The following is a 17486-nucleotide window of genomic DNA, read 5'->3' on the forward strand; positions in this document are numbered from 1 at the left end:
TTCCCCGCGGCGGGTCAGGAAGCCGGAGGGCGAGCCGCCGGGGGCGTGACCGGCTTGGGATCATAGGCATAAGACAGCGCGTGATAGAGCGGCTCTGGCGCGAGCAGGCGGGAGAGGCCCGCGGCCAGCAGCGCCGTTGCGAGAAGCGGCACCACCAGATGCACCTCGTTGGTCATCTCCATCACGATGACGAAGGCGGTCAGCGGCGCCTGAACCACGCCCGCGAAATAGGCCACCATGCCCAGCATGGCGAGCGCGCGCACGTCGATGTGGGGCAGAATCCCCGAAAGCGCCGCGCCGAAGCCGGCCCCCACGGAGAGCGAGGGTGAAAACAGTCCGCCGGGAATTCCGGCGGCGGAGGACAGCATCGTTGTCACGAGCTTGATCGGCGCATACCACCAGGGATGGGTGATGCCCTGTTCGAGCAGCTCGCGGGTGGGCGCATAGCCCGAGCCGCCGGCAAAGCCGTCCGTCGTCACGGCGAGCACCGCCACGACGAGGCCGATCAGGCCTCCATAGAGCCAGGGCGTGCGCTTCAGGCGGCCGATCATTCCGCTATTGGCGAATGAGAGGGCGACCAGGCCGCGCGAGAAAATGGCGCCTGCGATGCCGCCCATGATCGCGCATGCGGCGACCGCCGTCCATCCGATCTGCTGGGGAAAGGCCTCGCCCGGAATGGCGCCGAAATAAGAATATTGGCCCACCAGCACCAAGCTCACCAGGCCGGATATGACCACGGCGTAGGAGATCATGCCCGAGAGGCGCTTGTCGTAGGATTTGGCCATCTCCTCGATGGCGAACATGATGCCGGCGAGCGGCGTGTTGAAGGCACCCGCGATGCCGGCGGCGGCGCCGGCGAGGATCAGGCCGTTGGCGCGCCCGATGCCGACGAAGCCGGCGAGAATCACCATGATCGCGCAGCCGAGTTGCACGGTCGGCCCCTCGCGGCCGATGGAGGCGCCCACGGCAAGGCCGGCGATGGTAAGGGCGACCTTGCCCAGCGTCACCTTCACGCTCAGCAGCCTCGCGCGATGGGCGGGATCATTCGACCGGCGCGCGGAAATGGCTTGTGGGATTCCGCTGCCCTGGGCGCCGTCGAAATAGCGGGCGGTGAGATGGGCGAACAGGCCGAAGCCGACCGGCGTTATGATCAGCAGTGCGTAGGGCACCTGATGCGAGATGGCGACATACAGCTCCTGCCCGCGATCAGCGGCGGCGGCGAACAGGACCGAGGCAAGCCCAACCCCCACCGCGCCCAGGAGAAACACGCATCGGCGCTTCCAGAAGATCCGCGACGTGAGAGCGACCCGCACCCGCCGCAAATCCCGCTTGAAGATCATGGTTCTCGCCCTCACGCCCAGCCTTCCCAGGCGTTACGGGCTGGCGGCGCCACCGTCAATGCGCATGAAGGGCAAAAGACTCGGAATGCGACCGTTCGGCCCACCGGCCGGTGATGTCGCTTGATGACAGACCGTCGCAGCCGGGCGGACGCTTCCTATTTGGAGGCAGACTTGCGCTGAAGGGAAGGCTTCAGGGAGACCGGCGCTTCGACCATCTCCGCGCTCAGGCGCGCCACCGCGCGGCAGAATATGGACATCACCAGCGCAGCAATGGCGCACATGATGAGCTTGAACAGAAGGTCAAAGCCGGACATGGCCGCCTGAGGAAGATCGAAACCGTAAATCAGATACAAGAAAAGCGAGTAAGCCGTAGACGCAATCATCGAGCACGTCAAAATCGCCGCGCAAGCGACGAAGAAAAACATGGACAATACGTTCATCAACTCCTGAACTTTGCGCATAAGACTTCCCCGTTAGCGGAGCTTCGTGAAACGGGTCAACTTGCGTCCGACTAAAATCATGATCCAAACACCCGATGGTTCCGCATTTATAGCAAACCCTAAGGGCAAGTTAAAGAGTGCCGGCCAAGTTATCGAATGCGTGAATAAGTCGGTTATTCAGGTGAACGTCGTGTCCCGCTACCTTTCCATTTGTTGCGACGCACTGTGAAAAACGATTGAGCGCACCGATCCTGTGCGACGTGTCGCCTCATGCCGCCGCCGGAGTCAATTGCGATGCCGCCAGTGTGCGCGGCGATTGCGCGCCCTCCAGCGCCAGAGCCGTGTCATGCAGCGCCACCAGGGTCGAGCGATGGCCGATGGAGAGCAGCACCACCTTTGGCAGGCGCTGCGCGATCAAGGCATAGAGCCGCGCTTCCAGGGGCTCGTCCAAGGCCGCGGTGGCCTCGTCCAGCAGCAGCACGTCGGGACGCACCAGCAGGACGCGGGCGATCGAGAGGCGCTGCTGTTCGCCGAGCGAGAGCACATGCGGCCAGGCCGCCGCCTCGTCGAGCCGCATCGCGAGCGCGGGAAGCCCCACGGCCGTCAGCACCTCCTCGAGCAGAGCGCGCTCATAAGTGTCGGGCTCGGCGGGATAGGAGAGGGCGGCATCCAGGCGGCCGGCGGGAATATAGGGCCGCTGCGGCAGAATCATCAGCCGCGCCTGTGCGGGCAGGGCGATTTCCCCTTCGCCGAACGGCCAGATCCCGGCGATCGCGCGCAGCAAGGTGGTCTTGCCGGCACCTGACGGCCCGGTCACCAGCACCCGCTCGCCCGGATGGGCGGAGATGCCTTGCGCGTGCAGCAAGGCGCTGCCGTTGGGCAGGCGCACGTCCAGATTGGCGAGCCGCACCTCGCTCCCCCCGCTCTCAACATGGCGGAAAGCCGGAGCATCGGCATCGCGCTTCACCGCCGCCATGGAGGCTTCAAAGCCCGTGAGCCGGTTCACCACCGCGGTCCATTCGGCGAGGGTGGAATAAGAGGAGATGAAGAAGGAAAACGAACTCTGTACCGACGAGAAGGCGGAGGCCGTCTGCATCATCGGCCCGAGCAGGATGGCGCCGGAAAAATAAGCCGGTGACACCACCACATAGGGAAAGATGGTGGAGATCTGGTTGTAGCCGGCGGAGAACCAGGTCAGGCGCTTTTGCGCGCTCATAAGGGCGAAGAAATTCTCGCGGATACGGGAAAAACGGCCGGTCAGGCGCCGCTCTTCCGCCGGCTCGCCGCGCAGAAGCGCGATCTGCTCGGCATTCTCGCGCACCCGCACCAGGTCCACGCGGAAGTCGGCTTCGTAGCGCTGCTGGTCGAAATTGAGTCGCACCAGCGGCTTGCCGATGAGATGCGCGAGCCAGGTGCCGACGCCGGCATAAATCAACGCGGCCCAGAACAAATAGCCGGGAATGAAGAGGTCGGTGCCGAAAAGCTTGAGGTCATAGGAACCGGACAGGCCCCACAGGATGACGCTGAACGAGGCCAGCGACACGATGGTGCCCAGCAGCCCGATGCCGACGCCGATGGTCTGGCTGACGAACATGTTCACGTCTTCGGCGATGCGCTGGTCGGGATTATCCGCCGAATCGCCGGATAGCCGCAGCCGGTAATGGGTTTCGTCCGCCAGCCAATGGTCGAGATAGCGCTTGGTCAGCCAGCGCCGCCAGCGAATCTGGAGCCATTGCTTGAGATAGATCTGATACACGGCGACGATGATCGCGCCGGCCGCAATGGCGCAGAACACCAGCAATTGCTTCTGAAACGCCGGAAAATTCTTTTCCTGGATCGCGTTGTAGAAGGCGCTGTTCCATTCGTTCAGCAGCACCGTGGCATAGACCCAGCCGAGTTCCAGGGCGATCACCGCCGCCAGCAGGCCGAGGGCGCTCCAGCGCTCCTCGCTGCGGAAATAGGGCAGGGCAAGACGGCGAATATCGCCGAGCAGACGGAAAAGGGAGCGCATCGCGGTCCTGGCGTTGGTGACTTTCGCGCACCATACGCCCAGGGGACGTGAAAAAACGATGGCCGCCATATTACCGCTTGGTCAGGTTTGGAACGGAACGTCATCGCGTTCCAAACCCGTCCGTACCCGCCGGCCCGCTCAAACCTCCTTGGCCATCTCCCGCAGCTTGAACTTCTGGATCTTGCCGGTGGAGGTCTTGGGGATCTCGTCGAAAATGATGTGGCGCGGGCATTTGTAGCTGGCAAGATGGGTCCGGCAATGGGCGATCAGCTCCTCCGCCGTGACGCTCGCGCCCTCCCGCAATTCCACGAAGGCGACCGGGGTTTCGCCCCATTTGTCATCCGCGCGGGCCACCACGGCGGCGGCGCTGACGGCCGGATGCTTGTAGAGCGCGTCTTCAACTTCAATTGATGAGATGTTCTCGCCACCGGAAATGATGATGTCCTTGGAGCGGTCCTTGAGCTGCACATAGCCATCGGGATGCTTCACCCCAAGGTCGCCGGAATGGAACCAGCCGCCGGAGAATGCCTTGTCAGTGGCGGAAGGGTTTTTCAGATACCCCTTCATCACCACGTTGCCGCGGAACATGACTTCGCCCAGCGTCTCGCCATCGGCCGGCACCGGAACCATGGTATCGGGGTCCATCACGTCCAGCGCCTCCAGCGCGCCGTAGCGCACACCCTGGCGCGATTTCTTCGCCGCCCGCTCGGGGGCCGGCAGATCGTTCCATTCCTCGTGCCACTCGTTGACCACGGCCGGGCCGTACACTTCGGTGAGGCCATAGACGTGGGTCACGTTGAAGCCGGCCTCCTGCATGGCCGCGAGCACGGCGGCCGGCGGCGGGGCGGCGGCGGTGATGAATTCCACCACGTGCGGCAGGGGCCGCTTGTCGCTGTCCGGGGCATTGAGCAGCGTCGACATGACGATGGGCGCGCCGCACATATGGGTAACGCCATAGTCCGCGAATGCATCGAAAATCGGCTTCGCCCGCACCTGCCGCAGGCAGACGTGCGTGCCGGCGGCGAGCGAAACTGACCAGGGAAAGCACCAGCCGTTGCAGTGGAACATGGGCAGCGTCCACAAATAGACCGGATGCCGCCCCATGGCGCAGGTCACCACATTGCCCACCGCCAGCAGATGCGCGCCGCGATGGTGATAGACCACGCCCTTCGGGTCGCCCGTGGTGCCCGAGGTATAGTTCAGCGCGATGGCATTCCATTCATCGCTGGGCATGGCCCAATTGTATTCGGGATCGCCGGTGGCAAGGAAATCCTCATATTCCATCTCGCCGATGCGGGCGCCGGCGCCGGTGAATTCGGGATCGTCATAGTCGATGACGATCGGCTTGTTGGTGGAGAGCGCCAGCGCCGCCTTGATGACGGGCGAGAATTCGCGGTCGGTGATCAGCACCTTCGCTTCGCCATGCTCCAGCGTGAAGGCGAGGATCGCCGCGTCGAGCCGGGTATTGAGCGAATTGAGCACAGCGCCGCACATGGGCACGCCATAATGGGCTTCCAGCATGGCGGGCACGTTGGGAAGCATCACAGCGACCGTATCATTGGGGCCGACCCCGCGCTTCTCCAGCGCCGAGGCGAGCCGCCGTGCGCGGGCATAGAAATCGCGATAATTGCGCCGCAGGCTGCCATGGATGATCGCCGTGTGTTCGGGGAACACGCGCGCCGCCCGTTCCAGGAAGCCAAGTGGGGTCAGCGGCTGGAAATTGGCTGGCGTCCGGTCGAGATCGCGATCATAAATGCTCACCATGGCGCTTCCCCATTTTTTGGGCCGTAACGGCGGGCCGAACCTAGCTGAGCCGTTCGGGCCGGCGCAATCACCCCGTGTGGTCGACAAAGGTCTTACGCAGTAGAGCGGACTTGCGTTGTGAAATCCCCCGCGCATCATGCGCGGCAATCAGAACACGTCTATCGGGAGGAACGTGCCATGCTCGACCTGGGCTCAAGCCGCTATGGCGAGGTTTATGCCCGCTGGCAGCACGATCCACAGGCCTTCTGGGCGGAAGCGGCGCGCGACATTGCCTGGATCGCCCCCCCGCGCACCGTGTTCGATCCCGACCTTGGCCCCTATGGGCGCTGGTTCGTGGGCGGGGTGTGCAACACCTGCTTCAATGCGGTGGATCGCCATGTGGATGCCGGCCGCGGCCCCCAGGTGGCCCTGATCCACGATAGTCCGGTCACCGGCATCAAGCGCGAAATCACCTATTCCGCCTTGCTGGCGGAAGTGCGCACCCTCGGTGCGGTGCTGCGCGACATGGGCGTCGGCAAGGGCGACCGGGTTGTCATCTACATGCCCATGGTGCCCGAGGCGGTGATCGCCATGCTGGCGTGCGCGCGCATCGGCGCCGTTCATTCGGTGGTGTTCGGCGGCTTCGCGGCCAAGGAGCTGGCGGTACGCATCGACGATGCGGCCCCCAAAGTGATCCTTGCCGCCTCGTGCGGCATCGAGCCCAATCGCGTGGTGCCCTACAAGCCGCTTCTGGATGCGGCCATCGCAATGGCGAACGTGAAGCCCTCGGGCTGCCTGATCCTGCAGCGGCCGCAGCTCGCGGCGGACATGGTGGAAGGCCGCGATCTCGACTGGGCCGAGCAGCGGGCAGCGACCGCAGCCGCCGGGCGGGGCGTGGATTGCACCCCCATGGGCGCCACCGATCCGCTGTATATCCTCTACACCTCGGGCACCACCGGCGTTCCCAAGGGCGTGGTGCGCGACACCGGCGGCCATATGGTGGCGCTGCGCTGGACCATGGATAATCTCTATGGCCTCAAGCCCGGCGATGTGTTCTGGACCGCCTCCGACATCGGCTGGGTGGTCGGCCATTCCTACATCGTCTATGGCCCGCTGCTGATGGGCTGCACTTCCGTGATCTACGAGGGCAAGCCCGTGGGCACGCCGGACCCCGGCGCCTTCTGGCGCGTGGTGGCGGAGCACAAGGTCGCTGCGCTGTTCACCGCGCCTACCGCACTGCGCGCCATTAAGAAGGAAGATCCGGACGCGACATTCCTGGAGCGCTACGACACCTCCACGCTGCGCACCCTGTTCCTCGCCGGCGAGCGGGCCGATCCCGATACGGTGGCCTGGGCCGGGGACAAGCTGAAGGTGCCGGTGGTCGACCATTGGTGGCAGACCGAGACCGGATGGGGCATCGCCGGCAATCCGGTCGGTCTTGGCCTTCTGCCCATCAAGCCCGGCTCGCCCACGGTGCCGCTGCCCGGCTACGACATTCATATCGTGGACGAAGCGGCAAAGCCGGTGCCGAACGGCACCATGGGCTCGATCGTCCTCAAGCTGCCGCTGCCTCCGGGCTGCCTGCCCACCTTGTGGCAGCAGGACGAGCGGTTCCGCGAAAGCTATCTGGCGGAGTTTCCGGGCTATTACAAAACCTCGGATGCCGGCTACCTCGACGACGACGGCTATGTGTTCGTGATGGGCCGCACCGACGACATCATCAATGTCGCCGGCCACCGCCTCTCCACCGGCGGGATGGAGGAGGTGCTTTCCTCCCATCCCGATGTGGCGGAATGTGCTGTGATCGGCGTCAAGGATGCCCTGAAGGGCGAGATCCCGTGCGGCTTCGTAGTGCTGAAGGCCGGCGAGCGGCGGGCGCCGGAGATCATCGAGAAGGAATTGGTCGGGCTGGTGCGCGATCGCATCGGCCCCGTGGCCGCCTTCAAGCTGGCGGTGACCGTGGCGCGGCTGCCCAAGACACGGTCCGGCAAGATCCTGCGCGGGACCATGAAGAAGATCGCCGACGCTGACGTATGGACCGCACCCGCCACCATCGACGATCCGGTGGTGCTGGAGGAGATCGGCGCCGTGCTGAAACAGCGCGGCTACGGGGTGTAACGGAGTACCTGCAGAGCGTTCCGGCGCGGCCTCGCCGCCGCGCCTTTCGTTCATATGTGCTGGTCATTCCGTGCGCTGGCGTGTTGCCTTGCTCAGGTAGTCAGCGGCGCCCACCGTTGTCGATCGAGGGATCAATGCAGGTGTAGCCGACGAAACACTGCTTCACGTCTCGCGTCGGCACAAAGGCGGGCTTGGTCACCTCGGAATAACTGCAGAACGAACGGTCGCGCACATAGCGATCATAGGTGAGGCCGCCGGTTGCGAGCACCGTGCCGCCCGCCTTGGTGACGAAGCTGAGCGCCTGCGCACAGGTCATGGCCACGCTGGAAGGTCCGCCGGGATAGGCGCTCTGCGCCATCGCGCCGCTGGACTCCATGGAAACACCAGCCATCCCCAAGCCCACCACGGCCAAGCCGACCGCCAGCACCCTGCGGGCGCCGCGATGGGCCCGCGCATTTGCGTTGCCGGTCAAGCTGCGGAAGATTGTCATGCGACTCGTCCTTGCAATCCCCAACTCCGGCGCGACATTACTCCGCCACGCGCCCGCCAGCCTGCGAAAAATATCCATGAGCGATGACATTGCGTTTAACCGGCGCTTCGACGTGCCGCCCGGCCAGGTGGAAGAGGTGGCGCCCAATGTGCGTCGCATCGTGGCGCCCAATCCCTCGCCCTTCACTTTCACCGGCACCTGCACCTACATCGTCGGGCACGGCAATGTGGCGATCCTCGACCCCGGTCCTGACGATGCCGCCCATATCGCGGCCGTGCTGGACGCGGTGCGCGGCGAAAACGTGAGCCATATCGTCATCACGCACACCCACCGCGACCATTCCCCCGCCACTCCCGCGGTGCAGGCGGCGACCGGAGCGCGTACCGTTGGGGAGGGGCCGCACCGCCCCGCGCGTCCGCTGTTCATCGGCGAGATCAATCCCATGGATGCGAGCGCGGATACCGATTTCGTTCCCGAAATCGTGCTCGCCGACGGGGACGTGCTCACCGGCAGCGGCTGGACGTTGGAAGCCATCACGACACCCGGCCATTGCGCCAACCATCTCGCCTTCGCCTTGCATGAGGACGAATTGCTGTTTTCCGGCGATCACGTGATGGGCTGGGCGACCTCCATCGTCGCGCCGCCCGATGGCTCCATGGGCGATTATGTGCACTCGCTGGAAAAGCTCGCCTTGCGCAGCGAGCGGCTCTATCTGCCGGGCCACGGCCCGGCGGTGAACGATGCGCCTGCCTTCGTGCGCGATTATCTCAACCATCGCCATGCCCGCGAGGCGGCGATTCTGCGCGGGTTGGAGCGCACCTCCACCATTCCAGAGCTGGTGCGCGGCATCTATATTGGGCTCGATCCCCGTCTGTTCGGTGCCGCCTCGCTCACCGTGCTCGCCCATCTGGAGCATCTGGTAGAGAAGCGACAGGTCGAGACCGAGGGCGCGCCCTCCATCACCGGGGATTATCGGATCGCGCGCTGAGAGGTGGCCGGCGTTTCGGCATCGGCATGGCGGTGCGCCATGCCTTCCGGGCTCGATGCGGACGGGCGCACATGCAGATTGTAGCTGCCGGTGCGCTCGGGAGGAGCAGCTGCCTGTGGATCGAGGACACCGCTCGCCGCCTCGTCATATCCCCGGCGGCTGGAGAAGAAGAGCAACGCCATCAGTCCGCAGCCGAGGATCAAGGTGAAGACCACGCCGAGCACCATGGGAATATAATCGGTCGCCTCCATGGGCGCGTCCGCGCCGGCCTCCCAGCCCACCACCATCCACCACAGGGCGAGCCCGAGTATCCCGAACACGGGCAACATGAGCAGCATGCGCTTCATGGGCATTTCTCCTGTGGGCTGGTCCGCGAAGGCCGCGTGCCGGCCTTCTCCCGCGCGGCGCGGTGCGGCACGGTGCATCCATGTGCGGACGCTTCATCCAAAGCTACGGGCCAGTCTATTACATGGAGCGCTTTGGCCTTGAGTCAAAGGACATCCCCCTGCCCAATGCTCCGGCACGCTTCAACGCCGCGCCGACGCAGGATCTGCTGGTCATCCGGCGCAATCCCGAAACAGCGCGCGCGGAGATCGGCCTGCTGCGCTGGGGGCTGGTGCCCTCCTTTGCCAAGGACATGAAAGGCGCGAGCGCGCTCATCAATGCCCGCAGCGAGACCGTGGCGGAGAAGCAGAGCTTTCGCGCCGCGTGGAGAAAGCCGCGCCGCTGCGTCATCCCCATCGACGGCTTCTATGAATGGCAGCGCACGGCCGCCGGCCGACAGCCCTTTCTCATCACCCTGCGCAGCCGCGAGCCCATGGCGCTCGCCGGACTCTGGGAAGGGTGGAAGGATCCGGCCTCGGGCGAATGGGTGCGCACCTTCACCATCCTCACCTGCGCCGCGAATGGGCTGCTGGCGCCGCTGCACGACCGCATGCCGGTGATCCTCGAGCCGGGAGAGATCACCCGCTGGCTGCAGGATCCTGCCCCGTTCGATCTTCTGAAGCCGTATCCCGCCGAAGCGATGCAGATGTGGGCGGTGTCCAGCCGTGTCAATTCGGTGCGCAACGAGGGGGAGGATCTGGCGCTTCCGGTCGCGGTCTGATCCCGCGTGCGCGCGGATCCTGCGCCGCCCGGGTCGAGCGGCCTATTGGCGTTTCTTGCGGCGCTCAGCGGAAATATCGGCCAGCAGGCTGGAGATGCGCCAGGAATTCTCGCCCAGGTCATGCACGCCGAAACGGGACATGGAGCGGATGTCGATGCGGGCGCCCCGCGCCGTCGGCCGCACGCGGATCACCACGTCGTTGCGCAGGCCGAGCAGAGGGGTCATGGCCACCGCCTCGATCTGGCCATCGCGCAGGCCGCCGCGCGGCGGCACGGCGTCCAGCACCCGCCAGCGCCGCTTCTGCACCAAGGCGAGCATGGTGTTGAAGGCTTCCTCCGGCGTTGCGTCGAGATCGATGGGCTTGATGCCCGGATAGGCGGAACGCTGCATCGCCGCCGCATCCTCGCCCGGATACACCGCCGGATTGGCCGCGCGCGGCCGCGCGAAGCCCATGGCGCGGAAATAGGGCGGATCTTCCATGTCGGTGGACAGATCGGTGAGCGGCGGCAGCATCACGCCGCGGGCCAGCACGGCGGCCGGCACCGCCAGCACGAACAGCGCGATCGCCAGTGCACCGATGGCCTTGCCGAGGCCGCGCCAGCCGCTCTCCCAGATGGAGATGCAGGCGGCAACCGCCACCAGCGCACCCACCCCCGCAAGTGCGAGGCCGGCGCCCACGGTGGCCATGGCGGGTTCGAAATCGAGCAGGTTGGCGCGATAGAGCCCGGAGGCCAGCGCGACGACCGGAATCGCGAACAGCGCGAGCCGAAGGCTCCAGGATGCGAGGGCGGAAGATCGCTCCTCCACATAGAGCTGGCGCTTGATCATGGCTGTCGCGTCGGTGTTCCGCGAGGTGCCGTGCGGCGCCCCTTCAAGTCGATCTATGCCCGCTTTTCACGTGCGTTTCCAGCGGTGGCTGTCATTCGGCGAGAAGGTGCGCCGGCAAATCGGCGATGGAATCCACCACCAGATCGGCCTCGCCATAGAGATGCTCCACCGGCGCCGGCCCGGTGCGAACCAGAATGAAGCGGGCCCCGGCACTGCGCGCGGCGGTCAGATCGTGCGCGCTGTCCCCCACCACGGCCATGGCATGGGGATCCAGCGCGAGGCTTTTCGCCAAGGCACTCACCATGCCGGGACCGGGCTTGGAGCCGAAACCGGAATCATAGCCGTGAACCGCCTCCAGATAGGGCATGAGGCCGAGCGCTTCAGCCTGGGTACGGGCGTTGGATTCCGCGTCATTGGTGACGATGGCGAGCTTCAGCCCGCCCTGGTGCAGGCGCTGAAGCACATGGTCCGGCGCTCCGATCGCGGTGAGATGGATGAGGCCGGCCTCACGGAACAGGCGATCAATAAGATGCAGGAATTCGTCATCCGCCGGCCGCGCCAGGGTCTGTGCCCAGAGCGGCCCATAATGGGCCGAGGAGCCGGCGACCAATGGCGAGGAGGGCAGGAAGCGTTCCTCGTCCGGAAGATATTCGCTGACCGCCTCCAAGCGTGCCAGGGCGGTGGCATTGCCAGCCGCAAGGGTGCGCATCACGAAGCCGGCCGACGGACCCCAGGTCCGGTCGAAATCCACCAATGTGCCGTCCTTATCGAATAAAACCGCCTTCAGGTCTCGCATGGACCCTCCGCACAAGGAGAAAAGATGGAAAGCGCGCGATGCGGCGCGAACAGTTTGTTGTGTTGTGGAAGCCGCAGCGCAGAAACACAAGGCGCACAGCCAGCTTCACCTTGGCTGCGCACGGATCGTGTGGATAGGCGTTCACTTCATGCGGCCATCTGCCTATGATCGCACCGATGAGACTGCGATCCCCGCCTATCTGGTCGCCACCCGCGCGGTGGACCGCCACGCTCCATCGCCCTGCGCGGAAACGCCCGCCCGAGGCGCACGCGGGCCTGTGGCCCGCGCTTCTGCTCGCGGCCGCCATCTCTGCGCTGATGCCCGGCGCTACGCAGGCCGCAACCGCGCCGCGCCCGCCCGCTTCGCTGCCGATCGCAAAGCCGCGCATTCCCATCGCCAAGGTGCCGTTACCGGTGCCCCGTCCAAACTCGCTCGATGCGGAGATCGAGGCGGACGATGCGGCTGAAGCGAAATCGCAAGCCGCCGAAGCCCCGCCAGCCCCTGCGACCTTTGCCTTTCCCCTCTTTGCCGCGCTTGCGCCCGCGCCCGCATTCGCCCCGCCTCCGCCTGCCGAGGCCGCCGAGACCGCGCCGTCCACTCCGCCTGAGACGGCGACCTTGCCGCGCCTCGCCAATGTGCCCACGCCCCGGCCGCGTGAACCCCTGCCTGGCGAGGAGCAAGCCGAGCCGGAGGCCGAGGACACGCCGGCCCCGGCGCTGGTGGCTCCGCCACCGCCGAGCGGATCGGCCGCACCCGGCGCGCCGCCGGCCGCCGGGGCGCCCGCAGAGGTGGTCGCGCCCGGCACCTTGCCCGCCTTATGCGCGGCCCTGGTAGAGCAGAAGGCCCTGGTCGCGACCCCCGCGCCGCCGGTCGCGGTCAAGGCCGGGTGCGCGCTACCGGCACCGGTTCACGTCACGGCGGTGCGGCTGGCGGACGGCAATCTCGTGACCCTGTCGCCTGCAGCGATCCTCCAGTGCGAGATGGCGGCGGCGGTGACGCAATGGGTCCGCGAAGATCTCGGCCCGGCGGTGGCGACGCTCGGCACGCGGATGGAGACCTTCAAGGTCGCCGCCTCCTATGACTGCCGTCCGCGCAACCGGATCAAGGGCGCGAAGATGAGCGAGCACGGGCAGGGCGCGGCGATCGACTTCGGCGGCTTCGAGACCGCCGACAAGCGGGTGATCGAGGTGAAGAACGGCGGGTTCCCGATCGCCCTCCAGGAGCGCATCAAGGCAGATGCGTGCGCACGCTTCTCGACCGTGCTCGGCCCGGGGTCGGATGGCTATCACGAGGATCATATCCACGTGGACATCGCCAAGCGCCGTCTCGACATCAAGCTGTGTCGCTGGATCATCAAGACCCCGGCCCCGGCGCTGATCGCCGCGCATCATGCCGGCCAGGAAGGCACAGGCAAGGACGCCATCGCCAAGGAGGCGGCTGGCAAGGACTCCGCGGCTGCGCCGGAGGAGGCGGAGGCGCAGGAGGCATCGCGGACGCTGCCGGACAAGGTCCCGCTTCCCCTGAAGCGGCCGAAGATCAAGCCCGGCCCCAAGGCTGCCGGTGACAGCGAAAAATTGCCCGGCGGTTGAGCCTGGCAGGCACTGGCTTCCCGCTCCGCGATGGCGATGGCTGAACCTCTCGCCGCCATGTCGGTCGTTGCCGAGTCAGGATGTATGCGTATGCGATGTTCGCGCAACGTCTTGATGTCGGAGCGCCGCCGATCCTGCGGCGTCAGGGCGTGCGGCGAGGCATCGAACGCGAAGGGCACGGTATCCCCGAAGCGCAGGATATCGGAATAGGACATCGGAAGGCATCGGAAACGAAAAAGCCGCCACGCAAGGGCGTGGCGGCTTTTTCAAAAGGGTCCTGGCGAAAGCGGGTCTTCAGAGCACCACGACTTCCGCGCCGACGGGGACGCGATTGTAGAGGTCGATCACGTCCTCGTTGAGCATGCGAATGCAGCCCGAGGAGATGGCCTGGCCCAGCAATTCCGGCTGATTGGTGCCGTGGATGCGGAACAGCGTGTCCTTCTGGCCCTGGTAGAGATACAGCGCGCGGGCGCCCATCGGATTATGCGGGCCGGGACCCACATAGGCCGGAAGGCCGGCGATGCGCTGATGAATCTCGGGGGTCGGGGTCCAGCTCGGCCATTCGGCCTTGCGGCCGACCTTGGCGTCGCCGCGGAAAGCCAGGCTTTCCTCGCCCACCGTCACGCCATAGCGAATGGCCTGGCCATTGCCCTCGACGAAATAGAGCAGCTTCTTGTCAGTATCGATGACAATCGTCCCCGGCTTCTCCTTGCCGGTGTACTCGACAATTTGCCGTGCAAACATCCCCTCGGGCTTCACCTTCGGATAGGGCGCCTGCGCGAGCAATTGCTTGTCTCGCGGCTTGAGCGACGATTCCGGAGCGGGCTGAGGCGTGGACGCCATGCAGCCACCTAATAGAAGTCCAAGCAGAACAGCCGCGACCGCCCGCTTCGCCATGACCGCCTCATACCAAAATAGGGTGAACAGATTCGTTTCGTAGAAATGGATTACCCGAACCCTGCCACGCCTTGAAGAGGCCACGAACTCGCCACGCCGCAGCGCGGAAAAACGTGGCAAAAATGTCTCAGTGGCTCACCTTTCGTCACGCGTTAAGACCATATTGAAAGGCCTGCGCAATGCTCACCCACTAAGACCTCTGCAATGTCGCAGCTCCTGCACAGTTTCGACGCAGTTGCCCACCATCTGTCAGTGGTCTTCACACCCAAGGGCATCTGTTTTAGGCAGATGCCGTCGTTAGGAGAGAGTACGATGTCTAGCAATCAGCCAGGGCCGGGCGAAGCCCCCCGCGCGGAGACCGAAACAAACCGTTACGGCGCCCATTCGGGCCAGTGGCGCGAGATCGGGATCACGGCCGTTGCTGCCGCCGCCGCTGCCGCCCGTCTCGCCAGCGAGACCAAGGCCGCGACGCCGAAGAGCGCCGGAGAGCCCAACAAGGTCGTCACCCTGCGCGATATCGACCACCTCGCGGCCTGAGCCGTGTGTTGCGGCCTGGGCCGCGCTTGCCAGCCCGTGCAGGGCCGCGCATGTATCGTCTGAAGCGGACGCCCACGAGCCGCGTTCGCGAGCCGAGACGGTGAGACATGCTGCTGGCCTACAGCCTGGTTGACGGTGCGCTCAAGGCGCAGACTGTGCCACATGATCGCGACGTGCCGGCGGACGCGCTGTGGTTGGATCTGGTGTCTCCCGCGCACCTGGAGGACAAGCAGATCGAGCGCGCGGTGGGAGTCGAAATTCCCACCCGGGAAGAGATGCGGCAGATCGAGCCCTCCAGCCGGCTCTATGTCGAAGCCGGCGCCGCTTACATGACGCTGTCGATCCTGTGCGGAGCCGATACGGAGGCGCCGTCGGTGAATCCCGTCACCTTCATCCTGGTCAAGGGAAAGCTGGTGACGGTGCGCTACGCCGATCCCAAGCCCTTCTCGGTGCTCGCCGGCCGGCTCGGCAAGCTGTGCACGCAGACCACCGGCGGACAGATCCTGATGGAGCTGCTCGACACCATCGTGGACCGCGTGTCCGAGGTGCTGGAGCGCGCGGGAACGGATATCGAGCGCTTGTCCAAGCGCGTGTTCGAGCGCGACACCGAGGGCGGCAACCGCACGCAGCGCTATCGCGCGATCCTGACCCATATCGGCCGAAAGGAAGGCCTGCTCTCCTATGCCCGGGAAAGCCTTGCCTCGCTCTCGCGGCTCCTGGCCTTCATCGGCACGGAGGGCGATTCAAAGCCCCTCGGGCCAGATACCAAGAGCCAGATCAAGAGCATGACGCGCGATGTCGCCGGCCTCTCGGATTACGCCAACTTCCTCGGCAACAAGCTGCAATTCCTGCTGGACGGCACCATCGGCATGGTCGGGCTGGAGCAGAACAACATCATCAAGATTTTCGCGGTGCTCTCAGTGGTGCTGATGCCGCCCACGCTGATCGCCTCGATCTACGGCATGAACTTCCAGCATATGCCGGAGCTTGCCGAGACCTATGGCTATCCGATCGCGCTGACCGCGATGGTGGTTTCGGCGATCCTGCCCTATCTCTTCTTCAAATGGCGCCGCTGGCTGTAGAAGCCGCGCCGCTCACACGTTCTGCCCGCCGTCGATGTGGATCTCGGCGCCGTTGAGGTAGGACGAAGTCTCAGTACACAGCACATAGATGATCTTCGCCACCTCGTCCGGCGTGCCGAGCCGCTGCAAGGGAATCTGCTCGACGATCTTGTCGGTGCCGGGTGAGAGGATCGCGGTGTCGATCTCGCCCGGCGCGATGGCATTGACGCGGATGCCGCGGCGGCCGAAATCCACCGCCATCTCGCGCGTGAGCGCCGCCAGCGCCGCCTTGGAGGTGGAATAGGCCGCGCCCGCGAACGGGTGCACGCGCACGCCGGCGATGGACGTGACATTCACTACCGAGCCGCGCGCCGCCTCCAGCTGCTCCACCAGTCCGCGCGCCAGCATGATGGGCGCGAAAAAATTCACCTGAAACACATGGGCCCAGGTCTCGCGCGTGGTGTCGAGCGAGCCGAGGCGCGCCCCGCCTGCACCCTTCGGCGAGATTCCGGCGTTATTCACCAGCGCGTGCAATTCCCCCGCCGGCAAGCGGTTCTTGATCTCGGCAATGGCGGCTTCGGTGTTTTCCGGGTCGGAAAGGTCCACCTGGATGTGGTCCTCCGGCCCAGCCGCCCAGGGGCATTGCTCGGGAAACGCGTGGCGCGAGCAGGTGATGACCCGCCAGCCGGCGCTGGAAAAGCGCTTCACCGTCGCGTGGCCGATGCCGCGCGAGGCGCCGGTCAACAGCATGATGCGTGGCGAATGGTTGCTGGCGGACATGGGTTCCTCGAAACGTAAAGCCGTGCGGCGCGCCGGGCGCCATTCCCAGGCAGGCAGCACGGGCAGGAGGCGCGGTCAAGCGCGCTGGCCCGCTTCCGCGCAGCGCCTCCCGTCCAGCTCAGGGATAGAGGCGCGTGCGGGTCCAGTCGCCCTCCGGTTCCGGGCGGCGGAACACGATGCGATCGTGCAGGCGGAACGGGCGATCGTGCCAGAACTCGATGGCGGTGGGCACGATGCGGAAGCCGGTCCAATGGGGCGGGCGCGGCACGGAGCCGAGGGCATATTTCGTCGTGGTCGCGGCCACCGCCGCCTCGAAGGCGAAGCGGCCCTCCAGCGGCTGGGATTGTTGGCTCGCCCAGGCGCCGATCTGCGACAGGCGCGGACGCGTGGCGAAATAGACGTCCGCCTCGGTGTCCGTGACCTGTTCCACCGGTCCGCGCACGCGTACCTGGCGCCGCAGCGATTTCCAGTGAAACACGAGCGCGGCCTTGGGCGTGGCGGCCAGTTCCCGGCCCTTCGCGCTCATCGTGTTGGTGAAGAAGACGAAACCGCGTGCGTCGAGGCCCTTCAGCAGCACCATGCGGGCATCCGGCAGGCCGTCCTGATCCACGGTTGCGAGGGTCATGGCGTTGGGATCGTTGGGTTCGGTGCGCCCGGCCTCGTCGAGCCATTCGGAAAAGAGACGAAAAGGCTCGGTACTCTGCGTGAAATCACTGCCTGTTAAGGGGTTTGCGGCTTCCATAGGCGAATCGGACATGGCTGG

At 65.6% G+C, this 17486-nt stretch carries 17 protein-coding genes; 6 read left to right on the forward strand and 11 right to left on the reverse strand.

Going from position 1 to position 17486, the window contains the following annotated elements; translation table 11 throughout:
* Positions 1–14 precede the first annotated feature (14 nt).
* The 4 genes from V5F78_RS06080 to V5F78_RS06095 form a co-directional block, all read right to left on the reverse strand.
* Positions 15–1340, reverse strand: coding sequence for a chloride channel protein (locus V5F78_RS06080; RefSeq protein ID WP_394069142.1), 1326 nt, complete (start codon positions 1338–1340; stop codon positions 15–17).
* A gap of 155 nt (positions 1341–1495) precedes the next feature.
* On the reverse strand, positions 1496–1801 hold the full coding sequence (locus tag V5F78_RS06085; protein WP_394069143.1) for a hypothetical protein: 306 nt from the start codon (positions 1799–1801) through the stop codon (positions 1496–1498).
* 247 nt (positions 1802–2048) lie between these two features.
* Positions 2049–3791: an ABC transporter ATP-binding protein/permease gene (locus V5F78_RS06090; protein ID WP_394069145.1), complete on the reverse strand. Its 1743-nt coding sequence runs from the start codon at positions 3789–3791 to the stop codon at positions 2049–2051.
* A 138-nt stretch (positions 3792–3929) separates the two neighbouring features.
* Positions 3930–5555 carry an acyl-CoA synthetase gene (locus V5F78_RS06095; RefSeq protein ID WP_394069147.1) on the reverse strand — a complete coding sequence of 542 codons (1626 nt, stop codon included), beginning with the start codon at positions 5553–5555 and terminating at the stop codon, positions 3930–3932.
* A 177-nt stretch (positions 5556–5732) separates the two neighbouring features.
* On the opposite strand from V5F78_RS06095, the gene V5F78_RS06100 reads away from it, so the two are divergent.
* Positions 5733–7652, forward strand: a complete 1920-nt coding sequence (locus V5F78_RS06100) for a propionyl-CoA synthetase (RefSeq protein ID WP_394069149.1) — start codon at positions 5733–5735, stop codon at positions 7650–7652.
* A 100-nt stretch (positions 7653–7752) separates the two neighbouring features.
* Here the strand turns inward: V5F78_RS06100 and V5F78_RS06105 are convergent, their stop codons facing one another.
* The gene (locus tag V5F78_RS06105) at positions 7753–8142 is read right to left on the reverse strand and encodes a hypothetical protein (RefSeq protein WP_394069151.1); all 390 of its coding nucleotides are present in this window, start codon (positions 8140–8142) and stop codon (positions 7753–7755) included.
* Between the two features lie 76 nt (positions 8143–8218).
* On the opposite strand from V5F78_RS06105, the gene V5F78_RS06110 reads away from it, so the two are divergent.
* Positions 8219–9130 carry an MBL fold metallo-hydrolase gene (locus V5F78_RS06110; RefSeq protein WP_394069153.1) on the forward strand — a complete coding sequence of 304 codons (912 nt, stop codon included), beginning with the start codon at positions 8219–8221 and terminating at the stop codon, positions 9128–9130.
* Here V5F78_RS06110 and V5F78_RS06115 read toward each other — a convergent pair.
* Positions 9112–9477 carry a hypothetical protein gene (locus V5F78_RS06115; RefSeq protein ID WP_394069155.1) on the reverse strand — a complete coding sequence of 122 codons (366 nt, stop codon included), beginning with the start codon at positions 9475–9477 and terminating at the stop codon, positions 9112–9114. The two genes, V5F78_RS06110 and V5F78_RS06115, sit on opposite strands and share 19 nt — an antisense overlap.
* Before the next feature lie 80 nt (positions 9478–9557).
* On the opposite strand from V5F78_RS06115, the gene V5F78_RS06120 reads away from it, so the two are divergent.
* A complete protein-coding gene (locus tag V5F78_RS06120) occupies positions 9558–10235 on the forward strand; it encodes an SOS response-associated peptidase (protein WP_394069157.1) in 678 nt (225 codons plus the stop codon).
* Positions 10236–10277: 42 nt separating this feature from the next.
* Here V5F78_RS06120 and V5F78_RS06125 read toward each other — a convergent pair whose 3' ends face one another.
* Both V5F78_RS06125 and V5F78_RS06130 read right to left on the reverse strand, forming a co-directional pair.
* Positions 10278–11063: a DUF1499 domain-containing protein gene (locus V5F78_RS06125; protein WP_394069159.1), complete on the reverse strand. Its 786-nt coding sequence runs from the start codon at positions 11061–11063 to the stop codon at positions 10278–10280.
* Positions 11064–11154: 91 nt separating this feature from the next.
* On the reverse strand, positions 11155–11859 hold the full coding sequence (locus V5F78_RS06130; RefSeq protein ID WP_394069161.1) for an HAD family hydrolase: 705 nt from the start codon (positions 11857–11859) through the stop codon (positions 11155–11157).
* A gap of 176 nt (positions 11860–12035) precedes the next feature.
* Between V5F78_RS06130 and V5F78_RS06135 the strand changes: the two genes are divergently transcribed.
* Complete coding sequence (locus V5F78_RS06135) at positions 12036–13448, forward strand: extensin family protein (protein ID WP_394069163.1); 1413 nt, start codon at positions 12036–12038, stop codon at positions 13446–13448.
* Positions 13449–13742: 294 nt separating this feature from the next.
* On the opposite strand, the gene V5F78_RS06140 is transcribed toward V5F78_RS06135, so the two are convergent.
* Complete coding sequence (locus tag V5F78_RS06140; RefSeq protein ID WP_348844824.1) at positions 13743–14345, reverse strand: L,D-transpeptidase; 603 nt, start codon at positions 14343–14345, stop codon at positions 13743–13745.
* A 312-nt stretch (positions 14346–14657) separates the two neighbouring features.
* Here V5F78_RS06140 and V5F78_RS06145 point away from each other — a divergent pair, with 312 nt between their 5' ends.
* Entirely contained in the window at positions 14658–14882 is a 225-nt protein-coding gene (locus V5F78_RS06145; RefSeq protein ID WP_394069164.1) for a hypothetical protein, read from the forward strand.
* A gap of 107 nt (positions 14883–14989) precedes the next feature.
* A complete protein-coding gene (locus V5F78_RS06150; protein WP_394069166.1) occupies positions 14990–15964 on the forward strand; it encodes a magnesium transporter CorA family protein in 975 nt (324 codons plus the stop codon).
* A gap of 12 nt (positions 15965–15976) precedes the next feature.
* Here the strand turns inward: V5F78_RS06150 and V5F78_RS06155 are convergent, their stop codons facing one another.
* Together V5F78_RS06155 and pdxH are read right to left on the reverse strand one after the other, a co-directional pair.
* Entirely contained in the window at positions 15977–16723 is a 747-nt protein-coding gene (locus V5F78_RS06155; protein WP_394069168.1) for an SDR family NAD(P)-dependent oxidoreductase, read from the reverse strand.
* Between the two features lie 118 nt (positions 16724–16841).
* Complete coding sequence (pdxH, locus tag V5F78_RS06160; RefSeq protein WP_394069169.1) at positions 16842–17480, reverse strand: pyridoxamine 5'-phosphate oxidase; 639 nt, start codon at positions 17478–17480, stop codon at positions 16842–16844.
* Between the last annotated feature and the right edge of the window lie 6 nt (positions 17481–17486).

The organism is Roseixanthobacter glucoisosaccharinicivorans (assembly GCF_043195095.2).
GTDB lineage: Bacteria > Pseudomonadota > Alphaproteobacteria > Rhizobiales > Xanthobacteraceae > NCEH01.